This is a genomic window from Streptomyces sp. NBC_00038 (assembly GCF_026343635.1).
GTDB lineage: Bacteria > Actinomycetota > Actinomycetes > Streptomycetales > Streptomycetaceae > Streptomyces.
On the sequence record NZ_JAPELQ010000001.1, the window covers coordinates 2370446 to 2395800 of the forward strand.

A 25355-nucleotide genomic window follows, 5' to 3' on the forward strand; every position below is an offset into this window, starting at 1 on the left:
GGCCGTTTCCCGTCCCTGTCAAGGGTGTCCACACTGTGAGCGCTACGTCTCATGTCAGTTGACGCAGAAACGGATGCCTGTTCCACTTACCCCATGCATTCGCAGCAGTGGCTGGTCACGCGCTCCCACATCGACTTCGGTCGAGTGTGGTCCTCTTCCTGTTGAGCTGACCTCTGGCGCCCTCTCTGACGGGCGCTTTCTGCTTTTCTCCGGCGCCGCCTGAGCGCCGATGCCCACGCCTTCACACGCGTATCCCGCGCTCCCCTCGCGCACAGAGCTCTCTTTTCCCGCCGCCTTCCCGGCTGCCCTCTGCCTGCTTACTCCCTGCCTTCCGTCTGTCTTCCGCCTGCTCAGGAGATCCGTACGCCATGAGTACGCCCTCGCGACCCCGTAGTCGCCATTTCATCCCATTTGCCCTGGTCACCTCCGTGGCGCTGCTGCTCACGGCGTGCGGTTCCGGTGACTCGGGAAGCACGGGCTCCGGCGGAACCGACGCCCAGGCCGCGGTCAACAACGACGGAATCCCTACAGCGGACGTGCTCTCGTCCGTCGAGAAGGACGCGGCGGCGGCCAAGTTGCTGCCTTCCGGGACCACCGGTCTCAGCATCGCGGTCAGCGTCTCCGGTCAGCCGCCGGGCACCTCGTACCTGGAGGACGGCAAGACCCTCGCCGGACAGGACGTCGACTTCGCCAACGCGGTCGCGAAGACCCTCGGCATCGAACTGGACTATGAGGCCGCGAGCTTCGAGGCGATCCTGCCGGCCCTCGACAGCGGCAAGTACGACCTCGGCATCGGCAACTTCGGCGTGACCGACGAGCGCCGCAAGACGATCGACTTCGTCACCTACGTCAACGACGGCCAGGGCTTCGCCACCCGCGACGACAGCGAACTGACGAAGATCACCGACCTGAAGCAGCTGTGCGGCCTGAACGTCGCGACCGCCGCGGGCACGACCTTCGAGGCGACCCTGGAGGACAACAAGAAGGTCTGCACGGACGCCGGCAAGGACGCGTACAAGGTGCAGACCTACAGCGAGCAGGGCGCGATCTGGTCCTCGCTGCAACAGGGCCGCAGCGACATCGTGATGAGCACGATCAACGGCCTGCGCTACGCGGTCGCCCACCAGGAGGGCGTGAAGTTCCTCAACGAGTACCACCGCCTCGACGTCGGCTTCGCCTTCAAGAAGGGCACGAAGCTGGCGCCCGCCTTCCAGGCCGCGGTGAACGAACTCATCGCGGACGGGACGTACGACAAGATCCTCAAGAAGTGGGGCACGACCGGCTCGGAGATCGAGAAGTCGGAGATCTCACCACCGGAGATCAAGGACTAGCCCCACTACTCAGCAGGGCCCCCTACTCAGCCGGCCCCAAACTCAGCAACTGCAGCCGCAGTCGCACCCATCGCAGCCATCACACCCGTCACAGCAATCGCCGCAGCAACTGCAGCAGTCGCCGCACCCACCGTCGCCGTTGCACTGAGCGCAGGGCCCTTCCCTGCGCTCTCTGGACCACGGGTCCTCGTACTCGCAACAGCACATCTGGCACGTACAGGCCAGTCCCGCCCACACCAGGCAGCCCGCGACGAGCCCGCGCCGGTCGCGGTGCGGCGGCTCCGGGGGAAGCGGCGGTCCGCCCGGGCCGCCGGGCGGCGCGTACGGTCCGGTCGGCGGGCCGTATACGTCCGCCTGATGCAACCCGTGTGCGCACGAGCTCGTACCGAAGGCGCGGTCCACGGAGTTCCGCAGCTCGTGCGCGAGCAGGGTGTGCGCCAGCCTGTCGTCACTGAACTCGACCTCGCGCAGCGCCAGCCGTATCCCGTGCAGCGCGTCGTCCGCGAGCCGCCGCGCCTCCACGAGCGACGTGCCGGTGGCCGTCAGCGGGTTCCAGGCTCCCGACACGGCGTCAGTTTCCCTGTCCTCCACGGCATCCAGGAGATGCGCGAGCCGCCCGAAGAGCCGCCCGGCCTCGGCGAGCGGCACGGCGTTGCCGGGTCGCCCGGCGAGTACGGCGGTGTGCGCGAAGGCCGCGGCGGTCGCGGTCTCGGTCGGCTCGGTGACGGTCAGCAGCGGCGTCCCGAGCCCGGCCAGCGCCTCGACACCGATCTGCCGGTCCACCGCGTCGACCAGCACCGCGGTGTCGAACCCGACTTCCGCGCCGGTACGCGCACCGGCGCGCCCCCAGCTCCTGGCGACCCGACGCGCCGCGAGCGCCACCGGCTTGCGCGCCAACAGCCCGTCCCCGTCCGCCACGTGGTCGCGCACCTTGGCCGACGCCAGCACCAGCGAGACGGCGGCGGCGAGCCGCGCGCCCTCGCCCTGCGCGACGGACGCGGTGCGCATACCGCGCAAGGGACAGGGCCCCGCCGTACGCCGCCACCCGGTGACGCGCTCGGCCTGAGCCTCCGTCAAAACCGATACCAGCAGCCCGTCATAGTTCGTGACGACCCGGGCGAACTGACCGTGGTCCCCGCGCAGCGCGAGGCACAGCCCGCACAAATGCGCCATCCACTGGGTCTTGAGCCCCTCACCGAGACGGTGCCGGCAGGGCCTGACTATTCCGAACACGACACTCCCCCGTGACCTGTACGACGTTGAGCTGCGGCATCGTATCGACCACCCCGTTCACCCGTACGCACCGCTCGTCACCCATACGCCGTGAAGAATCATATTTCACTCCTAGTCAGCAGCCGTACACAGCAAGACCCTTGGGAAACGCGGGCTCTCGACGTATTCGCTGTGCACCAGTACCGTCACGAAACCCCCGCGCGGCGTCTATCCACTTGGCGCGACATCCGCATCATGGACGACCATGGGGATGCGGAAAGCAAGAAAGACCGCTGTGAGAGGAGGCGTCCATGGGATCGGTGCGCAAGGCGAGTGCCTGGCTTGGCCTCGTCGACGACAACGATGACGAGCGTTACTACGACGACGACAACTACGCCGAGGGCCAGGCGACCGGCGATGCCTGGGTCACCGACCCTCGTGTGAAGGTCGCGTCCGAGACGGCGGAGGAAAAGGGCCGCCGGATCGGCACGGTCACCCCGGACAGCTTCCGGGACGCACGTGGAATCGGCGAACTCTTCCGGGACGGCGTCCCGGTCATCATCAACCTCACGGCCATGGAGCCCGCCGACGCCAAGCGCGTGGTGGACTTCGCGGCCGGCCTGACCTTCGGCCTGCGCGGCACGATCGAACGGGTCGCCACCCGCGTCTTCCTGCTGACCCCTGCCAACACGGAGATCGTCAGCGGCGAGGCCGCGAGCCGTCAGCAGGACGGTTTCTTCAACCAGAGCTGAGGCAGGGCCGCTCACCGGCCCTGCCTTGCCGGGGTCCTTGCGGGTTCTTCCGGGGTTGCGAGTTCTTACCGGAAGGCATCGAGTCCGGTGAGCGCCTTGCCCAGCACGAGTTGATGCATTTCGACGGTGCCCTCATAGGTGAGCACCGACTCCAGGTTCGTGGCGTGCCGCATCACGGGGTATTCGAGCGAGATGCCGTTGGCGCCGAGAATGGTGCGGGCGGTCCGGCAGATCTCGATCGCCTCCCGCACGTTGTTGAGCTTCCCGAAGCTGACCTGCTCCGGACGCAGCCGCCCCGCGTCCATGCGCCGCCCCAGATGATGGGCGAGCAGGATCCCCTTGTGCAGTTCGACCGCCATGTCGGCGAGCTTGGCCTGGGTGAGCTGGAAGCCGCCGATGGGCCGCCCGAACTGCTCGCGCGTCTTGGAGTACTCGACGGCGGCCTCGAAACTGGCCCGCGCGGCGCCCATCGCGCCCCACACGATCCCGTACCGCGCGTGCGACAGACACGCCAGCGGCCCCTTCAGCCCGGTGACCTCCGGCAGCACGGCATCGGCGGGCAGCCGTACGTCGTCCAGGATCAGCTCACTGGTGACGGAGGCCCGCAACGACCACTTGTGCTTGATCTCCGGAGCGGAGAACCCGGCCGCGTCGGTGGGCACGACGAACCCGCGGATCCCGTCGTCGGTCTGCGCCCACACCACGGCGACCCCGGCGACGGACCCGTTGGTGATCCACATCTTCCGCCCGTTGAGGACCCAGTCCCCGCCGTCGCGCTTGGCGTACGTCCGCATGGAGCCCGGGTCGGACCCGTGGTCGGGTTCGGTGAGTCCGAAGCACCCGATGACGTCGCCGGAGGCCATGGAGGGCAGCCACCGCTGCTTCTGCTCCTCCGAGCCGAACCGGTGGACGGCGTACATCGCGAGTGACCCCTGCACGGACACCAGCGACCTGATCCCGGAATCGGCCGCCTCGAGCTCCAGGCAGGCGAGCCCGTACTGCACGGCGGACGCCCCCGCGCACCCGTACCCCTGGAGCGACATCCCGAGCGCCCCGATCCCGCCCAACTCCCGCGCCAGCTCCCGGATCCCGGGCAGCTCCCCCTTCTCGTACCACTCGGCGACGTAAGGCAGCACCCGGTCCGCGGCCCACGCCCGCACGGTGTCGCGGATCGCCAGGTCCTCCGAGTCCAGAAGGTCGTCGATACCGAGGGGGTCGGCGGGGTCGAAGGGTGGCAACTTCGAGGACGCGGACATGGCACAGCCTCCGGAACTCTAAAACTAGCGCCGCTAGTTACGAATACGGCGCCGACGTTACGACGCAGTGTCCCGTACGTCCAGTGACCCACGGACGGACAGCCGCCGACGGCGGATCACCCCCACGGGAGACCAGCACTTCGCAACGAGGCTGAACGGGCGGTGCGCGGGCGGGAGAACTACACGGGCACGCGGGATGCCGCGACTTCCCGGGGCGCCGGAATCTCCGCCGAGCCCGCCGCAGGCGCCCCGCACTCCATGACCCGCGGCAGCCTCAACGCCATGGCGGCCCCGAGCAGCAACAGCCCCGCGCTGACCAGCAGGGTCACATGCAGCCCATGCACAAAGGAGTCCCGAGCGGCATGCCGCAGGGCAGCACCAGGATGCCCGCCAAGCCGCGCAGCAACCTCGTACGCCTCTCCCAGGGAGTGCCCCGCCGCCTTGGAATCGGAAGCCGGAACCCCCGGCACCGACGACAGCCGTGGCGTGTACGCCGCGTTCATCACACTCCCCAGGAGCGCGATCCCGATCCCGGCACCCAGCTGGTACGAGGTCTCCCCGATCGCCGCGGCCCCGCCGGCCTGCGCCGGAGGAGCCTCGCTGAGCATCGACTCGTACGCGCCGAAGAGCGTCATCTCCAGCCCGAACCCGAGAAGCATGAACCCGAAGAGCAGCAGCCCCGTGTTGTCACGCCCGCCCATCGGCGTGAGCATGACGACCGCGGCCGCGGTGATGCAGAACCCGGAGCAGACCATCGCGCGCGGCCCGAACCGCCGCAGCATCTTCGCCCCGGCGAGCCCCGACGCCATCGCCGCGACGGTGAGCGGCAGCAGTCGCAGCCCGGTCTCCAGCGGCGAAAGGCCGAGCACGAGCTGCAGGTACTGGGCGGCGATCAGCTCAAGACCGACCAGGGCGAGCATGGCGAGCACGATGCAGCAGACGGACGTGCTGAACGCGGGCCGCGAGAACATCCGCAGATCGACCAGCGGATGCTCGCGCCGCCGCTGCCGCCGTACGAAGGCCACCATCAGCGCCGCACCCGCCAGCAGTGGCACCAGCGTGAACGGGCTGAACGGCGCCTCGCCCCCGCCGAGCCGCTTCACACCGAGGACGATCCCGAAGAGTGCGGCCGCGCCCATGAGCGCGCCGACGACGTCCCAGGGCCCTTTCCCGTCGCCCTTCGACTCGGGCAGCAGCAGTCGCCCGATGGGCAGGCTGACCAGCATCAGCGGGATGTTGATGAGGAAGACGGACCCCCACCAGAAGTGCTCCAGCAGAAAACCGCCGAGGAGCGGTCCGACCGCGGCGCCCACGGCGGCCACGGCACTCCAGATCCCGATCGCGAGCGCCCGCTCCCGCCGGTCGGGAAAGACCTGGCGCAGGATGGAGAGCGTCGCGGGCATGATCATCGCGCCGCCGACGCCGAGCAGGGCGCGCGCGCCGATGAGGACCTGCGCGCTGTCGGCGAGGGCCGCGAGTCCGGAGGCGACGCCGAAGAGCGCGTACCCGAGGAGAAGGATCCGCCGGCGGCCGACGCGGTCACCCAGCGTGCCGAAGAGGATGAGGAGCGAGGCGCAGACGAGCGGGTAGACGTCGACGATCCAGAGCAGCTCTATCCCGCCGGGCTTGAGGTCCTCGGTGACCGCGGGCACCGCGACGTGCAGCACGGTGGCGTCGAGGGCGACAAGGAGCAGGCTGACGCAGAGGACGACAAGGACGACCCAGCGGTTGGCACCGACCCCGGTCTCCCGACGGCATCGCGCAGCGGCCGTAGTCGTCCCGGACATGCACTACCTCCCAGATGTTCCCTCGCGTTCGGCGGGACCGCGGGGTGGGGACTCCCTGCGGTTGCGGCCTGGGAGAGCGGAATCCCGGCCCACGCAACAAAGGCGAGTGAGCCGTCAGCGTACGCGAGTTCCCGCCAATGACGCGTGGCGGACCTCTCACGTTCCTCTCAAGGGGGTGTGGCGTACGCCACGCTCCACCTGGCACGCGGGGCCTTGAAGGGCCGGGCTCCCCTTGGGGCAGCACGCCCCGGCGGGTCCCCCGGTTCCGCGGGCCGCCGATAATCGAGCCCGTGACCGATCTTGAGACGCCCGTAGTGACGCCGCCCCGCACGGGCGCCCTGCGCCGGGCCGCGCCCGCCCTCCTGGGTTACGCGGCCGTGCGCGCCCTGGGCCTCATCACCCTGGCCGTCTGGAGCGCGGCGAACGGCAAGAGCGCCCACACGCTGCTGACCGCCCGCTGGGACTCGCTCTGGTACACCCGGGTCGCCGGCCTCGGCTACGGCTACGAGGTCCGCCTCCCGAACGGCGACGTGCACTCGAATCTCGCGTTCTTCCCGCTGCTGCCCTGGCTGGAACGGCTCGTCTCGGCGCTCACCCCGCTGTCGTACGCGGACGCGGGCCTGCTCGTCGGCACACTGGCCTCGCTCGCCGCGGCCTGGGGGATCTTCGCGGTCGCGGACCATGTGTACGGGCGCCGGGCAGGTGTCTGCGCCGTGCTCGTGTGGGCGGTGCTGCCCATCGGCGTCGTGCAGTCGATGGCGTACAGCGAATCCCTGTTCACGGCGCTCGCCGCCTGGTCGCTCTACGCGGTACTGACCGGCCGCTGGCTGACCGCGGGCACGCTCGCCGCGCTCGCGGGCCTGACGCGCCCGGTGGGCGCCGCGGTCGTCGCGGCCCTGTGGGTGGCGGCGATCACCTCGTTCGTACGGGACACGCCGACCGCTCCGGACACCTCGTACGGACGGAATCGAAGTGCGCCGCATCCGGACGGCGCCCCCGCGTGGCGGCGCGCCCTCGGCATGCTCATCGCGCCCCTCGGCGCCGCCGGGTACGTCCTGTGGGTCGGCCACCGCACGGGCGGGGGGCCGCTGGGCTACCTCGACGTCCAGGCGGGGTGGGGCAACGGCTTCGACGGCGGGTACGCTTTCGCCCGCTTCGTCGGCGACAAGTTCACGTCCTTCCCCTCCGCCCTGGCCGGCGTGGGGCTGATCGTCGGGGTCGCGCTGGTGGTGTGGCTGTACGTGACGTGCGTACGGCAGGGCCAGCCGCTGCCGCTCCTGGTGTACGCGGGGATCGTCACCGCGCTCGCCCTGTGCGCGTCGGGCTACTTCGGCTCGAAACCGCGCCTTCTGCTCCCCGCGTTCCCCCTGCTGCTGCCCCTCGCGGTGGCCCTGTCCCGGCTGCGAACGTCCAGGTCAGCGCTGGTGCTCGGCGGCGTGGCGGTGGCCTCGGCGGTCTACGGGGCCTTCTGGCTGAACGGCACCGGGCCGCCATGATCGACTCCATGACGACCGGTGAGCGGCCAGAGAATTCCACACCAGTTCCAGGTGAACGGAAATATAAGAGACATAAAACCGAACTCACACTTGATCGATGGAATTGAAGGATCCGGCCAGGGAGGATTAGCGATTCATTGGAAATTGACATCATCCTGAGAGGAATCCCACATCACATCGTCATCACAAAGCGAGTGATTCGACCTTGAACGGAGCTCACTCGCTGTAACGTCGATTGAGTGCGTACCGAACGAACCCTCAACCGTCTGGACCGGGTCTTCGCCCGGCTGGACCGTGAGCCGGAACGACCGGCCCACATCGATGTGCCGAAGATGAGTCGGCACAGGGTTGTGCTCTTCGCGGCAACCCTGGCCTTCTACTTGGCCATTGTGTGGGCCGTGGCGATCACGTCGTGGCTGGTCCGGTTCGACTGGCAGGTCATGTTCTTCCGGCCCTATCAGCAGTGGCCGGAGATCCACGCGTTCCTCGACTACTACGTGGTGCTCGGCCAGCGCGGCCCCACCGCGGTGATGGTCTGCGCCTGGCTGGGCTGGCGTTCCTGGCGGCAGCACACCCTGCGCCCGCTGCTCACGCTGGGCGCCTCGCTGCTGCTGCTGAACATCACGGTCGGCGCCGCCAAGATCGGCATGGGCCGCCTCGGCCCGCACTACGCGACCACGATCGGCTCGAGCGAGATGGGTCTCGGCGGCGATATATTTCCTTCGGGTCACACCGCGAACGCCGTCGTGACCTGGGGAATCCTGGCCTATCTGGCCTCGACCCCGCGGGCCAGGCGCTGGCTGTCCGCGGTCTCCGCCGTGGTCTCCCTGGGTGTCGGTCTGACCACCGTCTACCTCGGCACGCACTGGCTGAGCGACGTGGTCCTGGGCTGGGCGGCGGGGCTGCTGATCCTGCTTGCGCTGCCCTGGGTCGAGCCGATGATCGCCCGCGCCGAGGTCTGGATCTTCGCCCTGCGCGACTCCTGGCGCGCCCGCCGTGCCCGTCCCGCGCCTGCTCAGGCGCCCGCTCCGGTCGGCGTGCCCGTCATGGTCACGCAGCCCACCAACGTGGACGGGGAGGCTCCGGCGCGCGAGACGGTCAGCGGTTCCCTCCCGCCCCGGGCGCCCGTCTACCTGGCTCCGGGCCCGCACACGGCCCGCTCCGAGCGCACCCCGGTCACACCGATCGGCAGCCGCCGTCCGCCGCACTCGGACCGCGTGCCGCGCACGACCAGCAGCACCCCGGTCCGCCCCGCGACAGGCGGCTGAGCACACAGAACCCGCGGGGCCGGTACGCACAGCCTGTCCCCGCACCGCGAAGGCCCCCGGCTCCTGACGAGCCGGGGGCCTTCGCACATCTCCGTCGGCGGCGCCGTCAGCCCTTCCAGCAGCGGGTCACCCTGCCGTCACTGACCTCGAAGTTCAGCCGCCCCGCGCGGTACTCCATGGTGATGATCGTGCCGGGCGGCAGCGAGCGCACCGTGGACCAGCCGCGCTCACGGGCACGGCGCTCGGCGCTTCTCGCCTCCAGCCCGACATAGGTCTCCGTACTGTCCTGGGGCTCTGCGGGAGGAGTGGGAATGGGTGCCATGAACGCCACGTTAGGCGGCCCTTCGCCACTGGGGAAGCCCAACCCCGCACCATGCGCCGCTTATCCCTCACCGGTCACATTTCTGTCACAGGACCACGACACGCGTTTCAGCCGAACTCCGTCACACGTACGGGGGGTTCGGTAGGTGTTTCGCACGCCTTCGAACGTAATTCGGGACTACGGTGACGCCGTCCCGAATAGCCCATTGGAATGTGCGGAGCCGGTCGTGCTGCGCGGCCTTTCCATTCCGATTCCGGGGCGTGTCCCGGAAGCTGACGCCGCATAGGAAATACACGGTTCCAGCACACAACCCCCGCACGCCCTCTGTCGGAGCACGGGGCGACGCGAGCATCATGGCGTGAGCTCAGCAGGCCCGGAAGGCGATCACGAAGGGGCGAGCGATGGGGACGGACACCGCGCAGGCGGCAGCGCGACCCGTACGGATCAAGCAGCCGGGGCGCGTGATCATCGACTGGCTGACCACCACCGATCACAAGAAGATCGGGCACCTCTACTTGATCACGTCGTTCGCGTTCTTCCTGATCGGTGGCCTGATGGCGCTGCTGATGCGCGCCGAACTCGCCCGGCCCGGTCTGCAGCTCATCGACAACAACCAGTTCAACCAGATGTTCACCATGCACGGCACGATCATGCTGCTGCTGTTCGCGACCCCGACCTTCGCCGGGTTCGCCAACGAGATCATGCCGCTGCAGATCGGCTCCCCGGACGTCGCCTTCCCGCGGCTGAACATGCTGTCGTACTGGCTGTTCCTCTTCGGCGGCCTGATCGTCCTCGGCTCGCTCCTGGTACCCAGCGGTCCCGCCGCCTTCGGCTGGTTCGCCTACGCGCCGCTCAACAGCCTGGAGCGCTCGCCGGGCATCGGCGCCGACATGTGGATCATGGGGCTCGCGCTGGCCGGCTTCGGCACGATCCTCGGCGCGGTCAACTTCATCACGACGATCATCGGGATGCGCGCGCCCGGCATGACGATGTTCCGGCTGCCGATCTTCACCTGGAACACCCTCTTCACCTCGATCCTCATCCTCTTCGCCTTCCCGGTGCTGGCGGCGGCGCTGCTGGTGCTCGAGGCGGACAGGCGGTTCGGTTCGCAGGTGTTCGACGCGGCGAACGGCGGGGCGCTGCTGTGGCAGCACCTGTTCTGGTTCTTCGGGCATCCCGAGGTCTACATCATCGCGCTGCCGTTCTTCGGGATCATCACGGAGATCCTGCCCGTCTTCAGCCGGAAGCCGATCTTCGGCTACCTGACGCTGGTCGCCGCGACGATGGCCATCACCGGTCTGTCGGTGGTCGTGTGGGCGCACCACATGTTCGCGACCGGCGCCGTGCTCCTGCCGTACTTCTCGTTCATGTCGTTCCTGATCGCGGTGCCCACGGGTGTGAAGTTCTTCAACTGGACCGGCACGATGCTCAAGGGGTCCCTGTCCTTCGAGACCCCCATGCTGTGGGCCGTCGGCTTCCTGGTGTCGTTCCTGTTCGGCGGCCTGACCGGGGTGATCCTGGCCTCGCCGCCCCTCGACTTCCATGTGACCGACTCGTACTTCGTGGTCGCCCATTTCCACTACGTCGTCTTCGGCACCGTCGTCTTCGCGACTTTCGGCGGCTTCTACTTCTGGTGGCCCAAGTTCACCGGCAAGATGCTCGACGAACGGCTCGGCAAGATCCAGTTCTGGACGCTCTTCGTCGGCTTCCACACGACGTTCCTGGTGCAGCACTGGCTGGGCGCCGAGGGCATGCCGCGCCGGTACGCCGACTACCTGGCCGCCGACGGCTTCACGGCACTCAACACCCTCTCGACGATCGGCGCGTTCCTGCTGGGCATGTCGACGCTGCCGTTCCTCTACAACGTCTGGAAGACCGCCAAGTACGGCACCAAGGTCGACGTCGACGACCCCTGGGGCTTCGGCCGCTCCCTGGAGTGGGCGACCTCGTGTCCGCCACCGAGGCACAACTTCAACACGCTGCCCCGGATCCGCTCCGAGTCCCCGGCGTTCGACCTGCACCATCCCCAGTACGCGGCGGTGTCCCCGGCTCCTGAGCCCGCTCCAGGGCCCGGGACAGCCGGTCCCGCGTCGTCCTGATCGCCCCGGTGAGTTCCGCGGGCTCGACCACCTCGAACTCGAAGCCGGTCATCATCACGTGAAGCACCATCACATCGAGGCTCGCTGCCCCGGCACGCAGGATGCAGCTGTCCTTCCCCTCCGCCTCCAGCGTCCCGGCGGAGGGCGAGATCCGCTCGGCGGCCTCCTCCATGGACACCAGCAGCCTGATGACGGCATGCGAGGCGTACACGCGCGTGGAGACTCCTTTGGAGACGTACGCCGCCAGGTCCTCGGCCGGTGGCGTACGGGGCGTGAAGCGCGGTCCGTGCGGCGGCGTGGGCGTGATGCGGTCCACCCGGAACGTACGCCAGTCCCCGCGGTCGACGTCCCAGGCGACCAGGTACCAGCGGTGCTCGGTGCACACCAGGCGGTGCGGTTCGACGGTACGGCGGGTGGGCGCGCCGTCATGGCTGCGGTAGTCGAAGCGGAGCCGCTCGGCGTCCCGGCAGAGGTGGGCCAGCTCGGTGAGCACGGCCGGGTCGATGGCTGACGGCTGTGGGCCGCGCAGCATCGGCACGGTGAACGCGTTCAGGGCGCCCACGCGGCGGCGCAGCCTGTGCGGCAGCACCTGCTCCAGTTTGGCGAGCGCGCGTACGGAGGTCTCGCCGATGCCCTCGATGCCCTGCCCAGCGGCCGTCCGCAGGCCGACCGCCACGGCCACCGCCTCGTCGTCGTCGAGCAGCAGCGGTGGGAGCTCGGCGCCCGCGCCCAGCTGGTAGCCGCCGCCCGTGCCGGGGCTGGCGTTGACGGGGTAGCCCAGCTCGCGCAGCCGGTCCACGTCACGGCGCACGGTCCGGGGCGTGACCCCGAGTCTGTCCGCCAGGTCTGCCCCGGACCATTCGCGGTGGGCCTGCAGCAGCGAGAGCAGGCGCAGCAGTCGTGCCGATGTCTCCAACATGGGTGTGAGTCTGGCAGCCCTTGCGGACAGCGGCTGTCCGCAAGGGCGGGGCTGGGGGTGGGGTGGTTTTTTCGCCCCCTCCGCCCCTACCCCGTCCCTTGCTCCTGGGGCTCCGCCCCAGACCCCGCTCCTCAAACGCCGGAGGGGCTATTTCTAGCCCGTCCGGCGTTTGAGGACGAGCGCGTCAGCGCGACAGCGGGGGTCTGGGGGCGCAGCCCCCAGGAACGGGACGGGAAGGGGCGGAGGGGGCGAAAAAACCACCCCACCCCCAGCTCACCCCCTCAAGGCCGATAACCCAGCTGCGGCACCTCGAAGCAGTTGCTGTTCATGTCCCCTTGGGAGACCCAGCCCCGGTCGTCCTCCCATCGGGCCACCGAGACACACGTACGGCGCGTCGCAGGCGGCTCGGACAGCCGGTCGTAGACGACAGGAACCAGCAGCCCGTCGGCGCTGTACGGCTCCCCCCGGTTCATGAACCGGTCTACACACGCGCGCGTGACCCCCGTCGACGCACAAGACTCGGCCGCGTCCGAGAACCACATGGCGGCAGCCCACCCCTCCAACTGCCACTGGGAGTGGGTCTTCAGCCCCTCCGTCGCGTCCCGGAACTCCCGTACGGCCGCATCCCCGGTGTCCGAGTAGTTGCGACTGGCCCCCGTCGCCCACAGCGCGTTGCGGCACCGCGGCGAATCCTTGTAGTCGGAGGCAACGGCGGACGTCCAGTTCTGCACGTTGGTGACCTTGGCGATGACCGAGGCCCCGACCGCGTCCATGGCCTCGCAGAGCTGGGCGTTGCCATGCGTGTCGAGGGCGTCGAAGACGAGGTCGGCGCCCTGTTCCTTGAGGTCGGCCGCGGCGGCACGGAAGTTGGGGAGCGCGAAGTCGACCTGTTCGGTGACGACCTTGTAGCCCTCGGCCTTGAGGCCCTGGGCGACGAGCCGGGCGTAGGCGGCCGAGGCGGACTGGTTGTAGGAGACGACGGCGGCGGTGCGGGCACCCTGTTCGCGCTTGAAGTAGCGGTAGACCTCGGTGCCCCCGTACAGCTCACCGTCCCAGCCGGGCGTGCCCGCGCGAGGGGCGAGGCTGCCGTAGATCCCGTAGAGGTACGGATAGGTGTCGTAGGCCGGCCCGATGGGCTGACCCCCGATGTCGGGCACGCGCGCGTGGGACACGCGAGGGGCGCCCGCGTAGTCGAGGGCGGTGGTGGCGACGAGAGCGACGACCTTGTCCTCGTCGACGAGCCGGTGCACGCACTCGTTGTTGCCGACCCCGCTGCCGCCGTCGTCGCACAGCCGCACCTCGACGGGGCGCCCGCCGATGCCGCCGCGCGCGTTGAGCCGGTCGAAGTAGGCCTTCGCCCCATCGCGCGGCCCGGTGAAGGCGGAGCCGCCGACGGGGCTGGTGGCGCTGGTGATGATCCCGACGCGGATCGGGGCGGTGTCGCCCTGCCGGGTGGGCGTGGACCGGTTCTCGAAGTCGCTCTCCGGGAGGCGGCTGCCGCAGGCCGCGCTCAGCAGGAGCAGCAGGCCCGCGGCGAGGGCCTCAGCAGCCCGGGCCCGGCGACGCATTACCGCTCAGTTGCACCAGCGCGCAGAGCGTGTTCACCGACACCTTCCAGGTGCCGTCCTGCTCGACCGCCGTTCCGGAGGCGCCCGGCAGCGCGGTCGCGCCCTCCAGGAGCAGCGAGTACGTCACGTTCGCAGCGGTCGGCGAGGTGAACTCGACCTTCTCGACCTCGGCTTTCACCTGCTGGCCGCGCTGATCGCCGCTGAAGCCCTCCAGGACCTGGGTCATCTGGTCGCCGTTCTCCAGGACGGCCGTCTTGTCCTTCTGTGCGACGGCCGGGTCGAAGAACTTCTCCCAGTTCTCCTTGATCTCCTGCTCGGCCGCCGCGGGATCGGCCGGAGCCGTGGGGCTGGGCTCCGCACTGGTGGACTGCTCCACGGAGGGGGTGGGCGGGTTCGTGTCACCGCCGCCGCTCTCGTCGCTGCACGCCGTGAGGGCCGCGGCCAGGAACAGGACCACCGCTGCCGCCACCCCCCGGCCGTTCCCCCGCCTGAGGTCTGTCCCGAGAACCATCTGGCTCACCACCGGGTGTCGGACCGGGCCCAGGTGCGCCCGGTGCTTTCAGGGTCAGCTTGCAGAAGGCATAGTGCAAGCCATTGGCTGACATGGACAGTCAACGGACCAAACACACGACGTGCTGGAGCCCCGGATGCGGACAGCTCGACTGCGGACTGTGCACCCCGTCCTGTGGGCGGGGTGGGCCGCGCTCGCCGCGGGAGCGGTGTTGTGCGTGATCGGCTGGTACGGCATCTCGGGCGAGCGGTACGCGGAGCGGCAGCTGCCGTTTCTCGCCTCGTGCACGGTGCCCGGCGCCGCCCTGATCATCGCGGGCGCGGTACTGCTCACCCACGGCAGGAACGCGCTCGCGGCGGCACGCGTGGAGGAGCTGTACGGGCTCCTCGTCGCGGCGGAGCCCGCCGACGTGGACGAGTCCGGGCAGGCCGCGGCCGTGCCCGTCGCCGTCAGCGGCGAGCTGCTGACGGTGCCGGGCGGCACGCTGTGGCATCGCGCGGACTGCCCGCTGGTCGCCGGGAAGGCGGAGGCCGTGCCGGTGGACTCGCTGCTGCTGGCGAGCGGGGAACTGGGGCCCTGCCCGATCTGCGAACCGTCCGCCGCCGATCCGGACGACTGATGGCGTCACTGACGTACGACCTCACCCTCGCCGGTCTCTCGGTCGGCAGCGCCGCCGCCCTGACCGGGATCGGGCTGATCGTCACCCATCGGGCGACCGGCGTGCTCAACTTCGCGCACGGCGCGATCGCGATGGTGTGCGCGTATCTGCTGCGCCAGTTCACGGTCGAGTGGGGCTGGCCGCTGTGGCTGGGCGCCGCGGTGACGCTGCTCCTTGTGGCCCCGGCGATCGGCGTGATCCTGGAGCGTTTCGTGTTCCGACCGCTGTCCGTCCTCGGCAGTGACCCCGCGCAGACGCTCGTCGCGTCCATCGGCGTCTTCGTCCTGCTGGTCGGCGGAGCCGCCCTGGTGTGGGGCACCGGGGCGCGGGCGGACGCGCCGACGCTGGTGTCGGCGGACCCGTGGGGGCAGTTGGCGGTGGCCGTCGCGCTGGCCGTGGGAGTCGGTGCCGTCACTCGCTGGACCCGCATCGGCACGGAGCTGCGCGCCGTTGTCGACGACCGCTCGCTCGCCGTACTCGGCGGCATCGACGCGGACCGGGTCGCCGCGGCGGGCTGGGCGTTCGGCTCGTTCACAGCCGGTCTGACGGGCGTGCTCCTCGCCCCCTACGTACGCCTCGACCCGTACGGCATGCCCCTGCTCGTCATGGAGGTGCTCGCGGTCGCCGTGGTCGCCCGGATGCGCAGCCTCCCGGTGGCCGTCGTGGTGGCGCTGGGCATCGGGGTCGCCCAGAGCCAGCTGACCCGCCTGCACCCGTCCGGCTGGGGTGAGCCGCTGCTCCAGGCGGTCGGCGCGAACCTGTTCGTCGTCGCGCTCCTGATCGCGGCCCTCGTCCTTCCCGGCATCGGCACCCGCGACGCGCTCCCGCGCACGGCGACGGCCCGCGTGGCGACGCCGCCGGGTGCATGGATCGTGGCGGTCGTCCTCTTCCTGCTGCCCCTGGGCTTCGCGGGCTCGGACCTGCATACGTCGGTTCAGGTGCCGGCGCTGGGCGTGGTGCTGCTGTCGTTGGTCGTGGTCACCGGTCGCGGCGGCCAGATCTCGCTCGGGCAGGCGGCGTACGCGGGTCTGGGCGCCCTCTTCACGGCCCTGCTGGCGGCGGGCCGCTTCCCGGGCCTGCCGCGGCTCCCGGAACTGGCCGCGCTCGCGGTGGCGGTGATCCTGGTCGCCCCGCTCGGTCTCCTGACCGGCTGGCCCGCCATCAGCCGCCACGGTCTGGCCCTCGCCCTCGCCACCTTCGCGGTGGGCGTCGGCGTCAGCCGCTTCGTCTTCGCCCAGCCGTACGCCGTCTCCGGCCTGTCCCTCGACCGCCCGGCGGGCTTCGACGGCGACCGCGCGTACTACCTGCTCGAACTGGCCCTACTGGCCTGCGCGTTGCTGGCCGCAGGCATACTGCGCCGCGGCCGTACGGGCCGGGCCCTGGCCGCGATGCGCGACCACGAGTCGGGCGCGTCGGCGGCGGGAGTCCGCGTTCCTGCCCTGAAACTGACCGCCTTCGTGGCCGGCGCCGCCCTGGCCGCGCTGGGCGGCGGCATGCTCGGCATGGGCCTGCGCGCTTTCGACGCGACGGCGTACGACCCCGTCCGCGGCCTCCTCTGGTTCGCCGCGGTCGTCGTCCTCGGCGCCGACAGCGTGCTCGGCGCCCTCGCCGCCGCGGCCCTGCTCGTGGGGCTCGACGCGGGGGCGCGCGGCGGAGTGGCGGCGGCCCTCATCGGCGTACTGGCCGTCCTCGTCGGCCGCTTCCCCGGAGGCCCGTACGAGGCCCTGCGCACCGCGGCTTCCCGGCTGCGCCTGCGCCGCCGGGCGACACTCACGCCCTTGGGGGCCCGCGTACGACGGCAACTGCGGCCGGTGCGACCGAGGATGGCCGGGGAACTGGTACCGGCGGGTGCCACCGCGATGACATCCGCGAGGCGGCACGCACCGGGCGAGCCGGGCCGACGGCTCCTGGGCGTACCAGGGGTACCCGAGCGCGGACACGGTCCGGCCGGCTCCCACCGCCCCCTCGCCCCGAGGCCGGCACCCTCCGGGCAGCGGCACCCGGAACCACCCGGACAACGCGGCCTCTCCGAGCCGGTCCAAACACCCCCGGGGCCCGGCGCCGAGCCGCCCCCCGACACTGCGCCGCTCACCAGTACCGAGCGGCCAGGCATCGACAGTCAGGCACCAGGCGCCGAGCAACCACAGGGCAACACCTCGACCGACGGTCCGGGCGGACCCCGGCCCGACCACACCAGCGCCGAAACACCCCTCCATGCCGCCACGCCACCCAACACCCCCGGACAGCCCGGAACCCACGGGAAGACGCCAGACACCGGGCAACCACAGGGCAATGCCCCTGCCGACGGTCCTGGTGAACTCCCGCCCGACCACACCAGCGCCGAAACACCCCGCCATGTCGCCACACCGCCCAACACCCTTGGAACCGACGGAAAAGCGTCAGACACCGAGCAACCGGGAAGCACGGCACAGCCGCGCGGTGATGCTCCCGACTCGGAACCCGGCGAGCCCCGGAGTCGACGGGACGACTCCGGACCACGGCCCAGCCGTGCGTCCGCCCAGGATCCGGGTCGGCCCCCTGGCCGACCGGACGGTGCCGTGCGGGCGGGTGGCGCCGCGCAAGCGCGCGGGGACGCCACAGCACCGCCCGGCCCGGCGGGTGGCGTCTCGGCCTCGCGGGCCGCACCCCGCCGCTCGCACCCCCCTCTGGAGCCCACCAGCCTCCGCGCCCGCGGGCTCCACGTCACGTACGGGGGTTTCACCGCTCTCGACGGTGTCGACCTCGATGTCCGGCCCGGGCGGGTCACCGCCGTAGTGGGTCCCAACGGCGCGGGGAAGAGCACCCTCTTCCACTGTCTCGCCGGGACGCTGCGCCCGGCGCGCGGGCAGGTGCTGCTCGGGGAGCGTGACATCACCCGGCGGGCCGCGCACGCCCGGACTCGGCTCGGGATCGCGCGGACCTTTCAACAGCTGGCGGTTTTCCCCTCGTTGACCGTGGCCGAGAATGTTCGGGTGGGTGCCGAGCAGGGGCGGATCCCCGATCCGGGGGCCGTGGAGCGGGCGTTGCGCCTGTTCGGGCTCGACGGGCCGGTGCGGGCGCTGCCCGCGGCGGGGCTGCCGACCGGGACGCTCAGGCGTGTCGAGCTGGCGCGGGCGCTCGCCGGGAATCCGCGGGTGCTGCTGCTCGACGAGCCCGCCGCGGGGCTCGACAGCGGTGAAGTGGCCGCCCTCGCCCGCGTGTTGCGGGCCCTCGCCGCGGACGGCATGGCCCTGCTGGTCGTGGAGCACGATCTCGATCTGGTCGCCGACCTGGCCCATACCGTCCATGTCATGGCCGCGGGACGGATCGTCACCTCCGGGCCCGCCGACCGCGTACTCGAGACGGGGACCGGCGGATGAGCATCGCCCTGCGCCACGCGCGCGTGCGCTACGGCCCCTTGGAGGCCCTGCACGGCGTGACCCTCGTAGCCCCCGGCCCCGGCGTCACCGTGCTGCTCGGCCGCAACGGCTCCGGCCGTACGACCGCGCTGCGCGCCCTCGCGGGGGCCGTACCCCTGTCCGGCGGCGCCGTCGTCTGGGACGGCGTGGACGTCACCCGGCTGCCCGCCTACGAACGCGCCCGGCGCGGACTGTGCCTCGTCCCGGAGCGCCGGGCCGTCTTCGGCTCGCTCACGGTCCGCGAGAACCTCGAACTGGCCGCCCCCGAGCACGACTTCACCGCCGCCCTCGACGCCTACCCCGAGCTCCTCCCCCTCCTCCCCCGCCGTGCGGGCACCCTCTCCGGCGGGGAGCAGCGCATGCTCGCCCTCTCCCGCGCCCTGCTGGCACGCGCGCGCGTGGTGCTCGTCGACGAGCCCGCGCAGGGCATGTCACCGACGGTCGCGGCACGGACGTACGAGCTGCTCGGCGGCCTCGACGCGTGCGTGGTGGTCGCGGAACAGCGGGTGCCGCCCGGCCTGCTCGAGAGGGCCGGCCGGACGGTGTACGTCCACGAACTGCGCCGCGGCGCGGTCGTGTTCAGCGGAGAGGCGGCCGAAGCGACACGGGGGCCAGGGGTGACAGGGGCGGGCCGAACAGGGCACGGACCGAGATCCGGGCGCCGCCCGAACCCTTCGGGATGACGAGCAGTGTGCCCACGTTCAGCCGGTCCGGATAGGCCCCGATCATCTGCTTGTTGGCCTTGTAGAGCGCCTGCCAGCCGCCCTTGACCTGGTACTTGCGGGCGATCGACGAGAGCGTGTCGCCGCGCTTCACCACATGCGTACGGCCCTGGAGTCCGTACCTCTTGGCACAGACGGGCCAGGCCTCCCATCCCTGGGCCGCCAACACCCCCTCGGCGACGGTGATCTGCTCCGCGCGCGTGGCCAGATCGGCACGCGCGGCGTACTTCAGGCCACCGAACTCCTTCCAGGTCGGCTGCCAGAACTGCAGTCCGCCGTAGAAGCCGTTCCCGGTGTTCGCGTCCCAGCGGCCGCTGCTCTCGCAGTCGGCGAGGCAGCCCCAGGGCCACTGGTCCTTGACGCAGTCGTAGGACACCCGGGCCGCCTGAGGGCCGGGAAGCGGTGGCGGTGGCGCGGCCGTCGCTCGGGAAGGGGCGAGTACGGCCAGCGCGGCGGCGATCACAGCCGCGTACCGAACGCACTTGCCCGGCATGGTCGATGGGAACCGCGTGGGATGCATCGGCCCACGCTAGGCAGCCCGCCACGCGCGCCCGGCCAGCCGCGCCAGGCCCGGCCGGGGCCCCACCCGGTCGGCGGACCGACCGGACAGGACCCCCGCTCTCAAGGGCGACGGGAGGGGCTCAGAGGTCGAGCCGCTGCCCGGGCAGGATCAGGTCGGGATCACCGCCGATGACTGCCTTGTTGGCGGCGTAGATCTTCCGCCAGGTGGTCCCGTGCGACGCTGCGATCGTGCTCAGCGTGTCGCCGCTGCGGACGGTGTAGTCGCCACGGGACGAACTCCGGTTCGTGTGGTCGTCTGCCGGGCGCGCAGGCGCCTTCGACGGGGCCGACTCGGGCGCCGACTTCGGTGTCGACTTCTTGGTGGCCGAGCCTCCGGCCGACCCGGCGCCCGAGGACGCGGGCGCGCTTCCGTACGCTCCGGCCCGCGCCGAACAGGTGGGCCACGCGCCCCATCCCTGTGCGCGCTGGACCTTGGTGGCGACGGCTATCTGGGCTTCCCTGGAGGCGTTGTCGGCGGTCGCCGCGTAGGCGGCACCGCCGTACGCGCGCCAGGTGCTTGCGGAGAACTGGAGCCCTCCGTAGTAGCCGTTGCCGGTGTTGATGTGCCAGTTTCCGCCGCTCTCGCACTGGGCGATGCGGTCCCACACTCCGCTGTCGGCCGCGGCGGCGTTGCCGGTCGCGGCGAGCAGTCCGAGCGGGGCGAGCAGGGCCGCCCCGGCGAGGACAGCGGTCGTACGCGTCGTACGACCTTTATGAGTGTTGTTCTCGGCACACGCGGACATGTAATTCCTCTCCACGGACCCGGGGTCCCCCAGGACGGGGCGCGACTCCCTGCGCGTATGACACGGTTGTCGCGCTCCGCCCCGTCCGCCGGAGGCTGTGCTGCGAGCTGGCTGGTTCGGCCGGCGGACGTACCCGAGCGGTGCTCGTTGCACACGGTCGAGGAATCTATGGAGCCCGTCGCCCGATATCAACCAACTCCTTGTCATTCGAGGCCAGTTAGCCGTTACCGAGGGTATCGTCGATTTTCAGCCACCCACTTCATTGGGTGATTTCATGATTTGTCGACCCGTCACCCTGACGATCTGTGACCCACCTCACCGAACCAACTTCCCTGGTACACCTAGAAGTTGGCTCGGAGTGACGAATTCCGCAGGTGACCTCACCCTGCGCGCCGGATGGTTCGATTCCGTTCGCTCCCGGGCGTGACTCCCGCCACAGATCGCCCGTTGTCATCTTCATGAGCCGGGGACCCCCCGGCTCATGAGCCGGGAGCCACCCGGCGACGCCACGCACCGCATCCCGAGGAGCCACCGTGCCGCGCATGCTCGACGTCAGCGACGACGTACGCGCCGAGATCGGCGACGAAGAAGCCGACCGGCTGCTCGCCGGAGAGAACGCCCCGGGCAGTTACGACTGCACGTCCTGCCGCACCCAGGGCGACTCGGAACAGGAGCGCACCAGCACCGTCCTGTTCATCGGCGACGAGACCGCAGTCCTAGCCTTCGCCCACGCGTCCTGCCTGCCCTCGCAGGTCGTCCAGGTCACCGAGGAGCAACTCCAGGGCGCCGTCCGCTCGATCACCGCCGAGGGCGGGCCGGCCGGCGCCGGGTCCGAGCAGGCCGTGCTCGGGGTCACCAGCGGACTCGTCCTGATCAACGGCGAGTTGCACCCGGCGCTCGTCGTCGAACCGACCGGGCCCATCGTGCGCCCCGGCTCGACCGACATCGGCGACGACTTCCTGCCCCTCCTCATCGAGCAGGGCTTCATGCCGGTGACCCAGCTCAACTCGGTACCGCCCGTGCTGCACGGCTGGTCCGTGCTGCTCGCCGCCGGTCAGTTGCACGCCGTGCTCCAGCCGGGCACCGGCGGCGGCTCGCCCGTCGCCTGGTGGCAGGCGCACCAGGCGCTCCAGGTCGCCGACAGCTGGCGCGCGGCCGCCAACAAGCACCAGCAGGTGCTCCTGTTCGCGGCCCCGGTCGGCTCGATCGGCCGCCAGCCCCGCGAGGACCTGCTGCGCGACGCCCTGGACAAGGCCGCCGCCAACGGCAAGCTCGTAGGGAGCGCACTGCCGCTCGCCGGAACCTGAGCGTTCCGCCCTGCCTGCGCCAGTTCGGGCGCACAGGGCAGTATCCGTCCGGCGGCGGGGTCGTTGGCACGTACGTGCACACCTACGACGTCCCCCGCCGCCAGCCCTTCCAGCCGGTCCAGTCCGTGCGACCGGCCCAGGATCCTCCGGGCGGCCCATCGGCCACGCCGATCTACGACGCGCTGTACGCCGAGTGGGTCAAGTCCTTCAGGGCCCTGCCCGGCGACCGGCACGGCGAGGAGGAGTTGGGCTTCGCGGCCTTCGGGAGCCTCCCGCAGGGCACGAACTCGTTCAGCTCGTACAGCCCGCACAACTCCTACAGCTCGTACAGCGCGGGTGCGTACTCCGCGCGGCAGCACACGAGCGGGCGGCAGCAGCACAGCACCGGAATGCACCACGTCCCGGCCGCGCTGCCGCCCGCGCCGCGCAGGGGTCTCTGAGGGCCAGAACAAAGGGCGATGGGGGCGGCTCCTTGAGGAGCCGCCCCCATCGCCGTTTGTGGCTACTTCCTCTTGGCGCCGCGCTTCTCGCGCACCCGCACCGAGATGTGGATCGGCGTCCCCGCGAAGCCGAACTCCTCGCGCAGGCGACGCTCGATGAAGCGCCGGTAGCCGTGCTCGATGAAGCCGGAGGCGAAGAGCACGAACCGCGGAGGCCTGGTGCCCGCCTGCGTACCGAAGAGGATGCGGGGCTGCTTGCCGCCGCGGACCGGGTGCGGGTGGCCGGCGACCAGCTCGCCGAGGAAGGCGTTCAGACGGCCGGTCGGGACGCGCGTCTCCCAGCCGTCCAGGGCCGTCTCGATCGCCGGGACGAGCTTCTCCATGTGCCGCCCGGTGCGCGCCGAGACGTTCACTCGCGGCGCCCAGGCGACCTGGAGGAGCTCCGTCTCGATCTCGCGCTCCAGGTAGTAGCGGCGCTCCTCGTCGAGGGTGTCCCACTTGTTGAAGGCGAGGACGATCGCACGCCCGGCCTCGACGGCCATCGTCACGATGCGCTGGTCCTGGACCGAGATGGTCTCGGACGCGTCGATGAGAATGACGGCGACTTCGGCCTTCTCCACCGCGGCGGCCGTACGCAGCGAGGCGTAGTAGTCCGCGCCCTGCTGGAGGTGGACGCGCTTGCGGATGCCCGCCGTGTCGACGAACTTCCAGGTGATACCGCCGAGTTCGATGAGCTCGTCGACCGGGTCACGGGTGGTGCCCGCGACCTCGTTGACGACCACGCGGTCCTCGTTGGCCACCTTGTTCAGCAGCGAGGACTTGCCGACGTTCGGGCGGCCGATGAGGGCGATACGGCGGGGTCCGCCGACCGCGGTGCCGAAGGTCTGCGCCGGCGCCTCGGGCAGGGCCTCCAGGACGGCGTCCAGCATGTCGCCGGTGCCGCGGCCGTGCAGCGCGGAGACGGGGTGCGGCTCGCCGAGGCCCAGGGCCCAGAGGTACGAGGCGTCGGCCTCGCCGCTCAGGCCGTCGACCTTGTTGGCGCACAGGACCACGGGCTTGCCGGCCTTGCGCAGCAGTCGTACGACCGCCTCGTCGGTGTCCGTGGCGCCGACCTTGGCGTCGACGACGAAGACGACCGCGTCGGCCGCGTCGATCGCGTACTCGGCCTGCGCGGCCACGGACGCGTCGATGCCGAGGACGTCCTGCTCCCAGCCGCCGGTGTCGACCAGCTTGAAGCGGCGGCCCGCCCACTCGGCTTCGTAGGTGACGCGGTCGCGGGTGACGCCGGGCTTGTCCTCGACGACGGCCTCGCGGCGGCCGATGATCCGGTTCACCAGGGTCGACTTGCCGACATTGGGACGGCCGACGACGGCGAGCACGGGCAGCGGACCGTGGCCCGCCTCCCCGATCGCGCCCTCGACGTCCTCGACGTCGAAGCCCTCTTCCGCGGCGAGCTCCATGAACTCCGCGTACTCGGCATCGCCAAGCGCCCCGTGCTCGTGCTCTGCCGAGCCGTCGGGCTGGATGTGGTCGCTCATGAAGTCCGTACCTCGTCGTTTTCGTGGTGATCGGTGGACCGCCCGCACATCGGGAGATCCACTACTCAAGTGTCGCCTAGTGCCCGGTGGGGCGCCCGGCGTTTTCCCGGCGTCCGGTGAGACGCCTGGCGTCCTCCAGGTGCGCGGTCAGCTGCTTCTGGATGCGTACGGTCGCCTCGTCGAGCGCCTTGCGCGTACGCCGTCCGCTGCCGTCGCCCGCCTCGAAGGGGTCGCCGAAGACGACGTCGACCCGGCTGCGCAGCGGGGGCAGCCCCTTTATCAACCGGCTGCTCTTCTCGGAACTTCCCAGTACCGCCACCGGGACGATCGGCGCCCCGCTGCGTACGGCGAAGTACGCGAGCCCGGCCCGCAGCGAGGCGAAGTCCCCTTCGCCCCGGCTGCCCTCCGGGAAGATCCCGAGGACGCCGCCGTTGTCCAGGACGCCGAGCGCCCCGGTGATCGCCGTGCGGTCGGCGACCGAGCGGTCCACCTTCAGCTGACCGATGGAGAGCAGGAAGGGGTCGAGCGGGCCGATGAACGCTTCCTTCTTGATCAGGAAGTGCGTGGGCCTGGGCGCCACGCCCATGACCATCGGTCCGTCGATGTTGTGCGCGTGGTTCACGGCCAGGATCACCGGGCCGCTCGCGGGAACCTTCCAGGCGCCGAGAACGCGCGGCTTCCACAGCCCGTACATCAGTCCGACGCCGATACGGCGCCCGACCTCGGCACCCCGTACCGATGGTGCTTCGGTCACTTCGCGGCCCGCTTCTCCTCGACGAGGGTGACGACGCACTCGATGACCTGCTGGAGTGTGAGGTCGGAGGTGTCCACCTCGACCGCGTCGTCCGCCTTGGCGAGTGGGGACGCCTTGCGGCTGGAGTCGGCCGCGTCCCGCTTGACCAGGGCCTCGCGGGTGGCGTTGATGTCGGCACCCTTCAGCTCGCCGCTGCGCCGGGCGGCGCGCGCCTCGGGGGACGCGGTGAGGAAGATCTTCAGGTCGGCGTCGGGCAGCACGGTCGTCCCGATGTCACGCCCCTCGACGACGATCCCGGTCTCCGCGCCGGCGGCGATCGAACGCTGCAGCTCGGTGATCCGCGCGCGCACGTCGGGCACCGCGCTGACCGCGCTCACCTTGGAGGTGACCTCGTCCGTGCGGATCGGGCCCGCGACATCGGTCCCGTCGACGGTGATGGCCGGCGCGGCCGGGTCGGTGCCCGAGACGATCTCCGGCTTGCCCGCCGCGGCGGCGATCGCGCTCGGGTCCGTGACGTCGATCCCGTTGCTCACCATCCACCAGGTGATCGCCCGGTACTGGGCGCCGGTGTCCAGGTAGCTCAGCCCGAGCTGTGAGGCCACGGCCTTCGAGGTGCTCGACTTGCCCGTGCCGGAGGGGCCGTCAATCGCGACAATCACAGCCGGTACGGTCCGGGCGGCGCCGTTTTCCACGGTGGGAACACCTTCCTGGTG

Annotated in this window: 21 protein-coding genes and 1 pseudogene; 10 read left to right on the forward strand and 12 right to left on the reverse strand. The window is 70.8% G+C overall.

Going from position 1 to position 25355, the window contains the following annotated elements:
• Window positions 1–368: 368 nt before the first annotated feature.
• Window positions 369–1331 (forward strand): ABC transporter substrate-binding protein, encoded by a 963-nt coding sequence (locus OG219_RS10965; RefSeq protein WP_266825349.1) that lies wholly within the window; start codon window positions 369–371, stop codon window positions 1329–1331.
• 42 nt (window positions 1332–1373) lie between these two features.
• On the opposite strand, the gene OG219_RS10970 is transcribed toward OG219_RS10965, so the two are convergent.
• Window positions 1374–2564, reverse strand: coding sequence for a DUF5685 family protein (locus OG219_RS10970; RefSeq protein ID WP_266825351.1), 1191 nt, complete (start codon window positions 2562–2564; stop codon window positions 1374–1376).
• A 290-nt stretch (window positions 2565–2854) separates the two neighbouring features.
• Here OG219_RS10970 and OG219_RS10975 point away from each other — a divergent pair, with 290 nt between their 5' ends.
• Complete coding sequence (locus tag OG219_RS10975; protein WP_266825353.1) at window positions 2855–3295, forward strand: cell division protein SepF; 441 nt, start codon at window positions 2855–2857, stop codon at window positions 3293–3295.
• 65 nt (window positions 3296–3360) lie between these two features.
• On the opposite strand, the gene OG219_RS10980 is transcribed toward OG219_RS10975, so the two are convergent.
• Both OG219_RS10980 and OG219_RS10985 read right to left on the reverse strand, forming a co-directional pair.
• Window positions 3361–4551, reverse strand: a complete 1191-nt coding sequence (locus OG219_RS10980; protein WP_266825355.1) for an acyl-CoA dehydrogenase family protein — start codon at window positions 4549–4551, stop codon at window positions 3361–3363.
• A gap of 179 nt (window positions 4552–4730) precedes the next feature.
• Window positions 4731–6338, reverse strand: coding sequence for an MFS transporter (locus tag OG219_RS10985; RefSeq protein WP_266825357.1), 1608 nt, complete (start codon window positions 6336–6338; stop codon window positions 4731–4733).
• A 290-nt stretch (window positions 6339–6628) separates the two neighbouring features.
• On the opposite strand from OG219_RS10985, the gene OG219_RS10990 reads away from it, so the two are divergent.
• Together OG219_RS10990 and OG219_RS10995 are read left to right on the forward strand one after the other, a co-directional pair.
• Window positions 6629–7834, forward strand: a complete 1206-nt coding sequence (locus tag OG219_RS10990) for a glycosyltransferase family 39 protein (protein ID WP_266825359.1) — start codon at window positions 6629–6631, stop codon at window positions 7832–7834.
• 239 nt (window positions 7835–8073) lie between these two features.
• Window positions 8074–9102, forward strand: a complete 1029-nt coding sequence (locus OG219_RS10995; protein ID WP_266825361.1) for a phosphatase PAP2 family protein — start codon at window positions 8074–8076, stop codon at window positions 9100–9102.
• A gap of 106 nt (window positions 9103–9208) precedes the next feature.
• On the opposite strand, the gene OG219_RS11000 is transcribed toward OG219_RS10995, so the two are convergent.
• The gene (locus OG219_RS11000) at window positions 9209–9424 is read right to left on the reverse strand and encodes an I78 family peptidase inhibitor (protein ID WP_266825363.1); all 216 of its coding nucleotides are present in this window, start codon (window positions 9422–9424) and stop codon (window positions 9209–9211) included.
• 401 nt (window positions 9425–9825) lie between these two features.
• On the opposite strand from OG219_RS11000, the pseudogene ctaD reads away from it, so the two are divergent.
• Window positions 9826–11484 (forward strand): annotated as a pseudogene (gene ctaD / locus OG219_RS11005) (cytochrome c oxidase subunit I); the annotation flags it as partial.
• Here ctaD and OG219_RS11010 read toward each other — a convergent pair.
• The 3 genes from OG219_RS11010 to OG219_RS11020 all read right to left on the reverse strand — a co-directional run bounded on the left by OG219_RS11010 (window position 11396) and on the right by OG219_RS11020 (window position 14521).
• Window positions 11396–12442: a YafY family protein gene (locus OG219_RS11010; protein ID WP_266825365.1), complete on the reverse strand. Its 1047-nt coding sequence runs from the start codon at window positions 12440–12442 to the stop codon at window positions 11396–11398. The pseudogene ctaD and the gene OG219_RS11010 overlap by 89 nt on opposite strands.
• A gap of 281 nt (window positions 12443–12723) precedes the next feature.
• Window positions 12724–14010, reverse strand: coding sequence for an ABC transporter substrate-binding protein (locus OG219_RS11015; RefSeq protein WP_266825367.1), 1287 nt, complete (start codon window positions 14008–14010; stop codon window positions 12724–12726).
• Entirely contained in the window at window positions 13985–14521 is a 537-nt protein-coding gene (locus OG219_RS11020) for a hypothetical protein (RefSeq protein WP_266825369.1), read from the reverse strand. The genes OG219_RS11015 and OG219_RS11020 overlap by 26 nt, the downstream gene beginning before the upstream one ends.
• Window positions 14522–14657: 136 nt before the next feature.
• Between OG219_RS11020 and OG219_RS11025 the strand changes: the two genes are divergently transcribed.
• Genes OG219_RS11025 through OG219_RS11035 form a run of 3 tightly spaced genes read left to right on the forward strand, consistent with a single transcriptional unit; the run spans window position 14658 to window position 19260 of the window.
• Window positions 14658–15140, forward strand: coding sequence for a hypothetical protein (locus tag OG219_RS11025; protein WP_266466545.1), 483 nt, complete (start codon window positions 14658–14660; stop codon window positions 15138–15140).
• Window positions 15140–18538 (forward strand): ATP-binding cassette domain-containing protein, encoded by a 3399-nt coding sequence (locus tag OG219_RS11030; protein ID WP_266825371.1) that lies wholly within the window; start codon window positions 15140–15142, stop codon window positions 18536–18538. The genes OG219_RS11025 and OG219_RS11030 overlap by 1 nt, the downstream gene beginning before the upstream one ends.
• Window positions 18535–19260, forward strand: a complete 726-nt coding sequence (locus OG219_RS11035; protein ID WP_266825373.1) for an ABC transporter ATP-binding protein — start codon at window positions 18535–18537, stop codon at window positions 19258–19260. Before OG219_RS11030 ends, OG219_RS11035 begins: the two co-directional genes overlap by 4 nt.
• Here the strand turns inward: OG219_RS11035 and OG219_RS11040 are convergent.
• Together OG219_RS11040 and OG219_RS11045 are read right to left on the reverse strand one after the other, a co-directional pair.
• Window positions 19157–19819, reverse strand: a complete 663-nt coding sequence (locus tag OG219_RS11040) for a transglycosylase family protein (RefSeq protein ID WP_266825375.1) — start codon at window positions 19817–19819, stop codon at window positions 19157–19159. The genes OG219_RS11035 and OG219_RS11040 overlap by 104 nt on opposite strands.
• A gap of 121 nt (window positions 19820–19940) precedes the next feature.
• Complete coding sequence (locus OG219_RS11045; protein WP_266825377.1) at window positions 19941–20603, reverse strand: transglycosylase family protein; 663 nt, start codon at window positions 20601–20603, stop codon at window positions 19941–19943.
• Between the two features lie 533 nt (window positions 20604–21136).
• Between OG219_RS11045 and OG219_RS11050 the strand changes: the two genes are divergently transcribed.
• Window positions 21137–21910: a hypothetical protein gene (locus tag OG219_RS11050; protein ID WP_266825379.1), complete on the forward strand. Its 774-nt coding sequence runs from the start codon at window positions 21137–21139 to the stop codon at window positions 21908–21910.
• Between the two features lie 74 nt (window positions 21911–21984).
• Window positions 21985–22350, forward strand: a complete 366-nt coding sequence (locus tag OG219_RS11055) for a hypothetical protein (protein ID WP_266825381.1) — start codon at window positions 21985–21987, stop codon at window positions 22348–22350.
• Between the two features lie 62 nt (window positions 22351–22412).
• Here the strand turns inward: OG219_RS11055 and der are convergent, their stop codons facing one another.
• The 3 genes from der to cmk form a co-directional block, all read right to left on the reverse strand.
• Window positions 22413–23888 carry a ribosome biogenesis GTPase Der gene (gene der, locus OG219_RS11060; RefSeq protein ID WP_266825383.1) on the reverse strand — a complete coding sequence of 492 codons (1476 nt, stop codon included), beginning with the start codon at window positions 23886–23888 and terminating at the stop codon, window positions 22413–22415.
• Window positions 23889–23964: 76 nt separating this feature from the next.
• Window positions 23965–24642, reverse strand: coding sequence for a 1-acyl-sn-glycerol-3-phosphate acyltransferase (locus OG219_RS11065; RefSeq protein ID WP_266825385.1), 678 nt, complete (start codon window positions 24640–24642; stop codon window positions 23965–23967).
• Window positions 24639–25334: a (d)CMP kinase gene (gene cmk, locus OG219_RS11070; protein WP_266825387.1), complete on the reverse strand. Its 696-nt coding sequence runs from the start codon at window positions 25332–25334 to the stop codon at window positions 24639–24641. The genes OG219_RS11065 and cmk overlap by 4 nt, the downstream gene beginning before the upstream one ends.
• Window positions 25335–25355 lie beyond the last annotated feature (21 nt).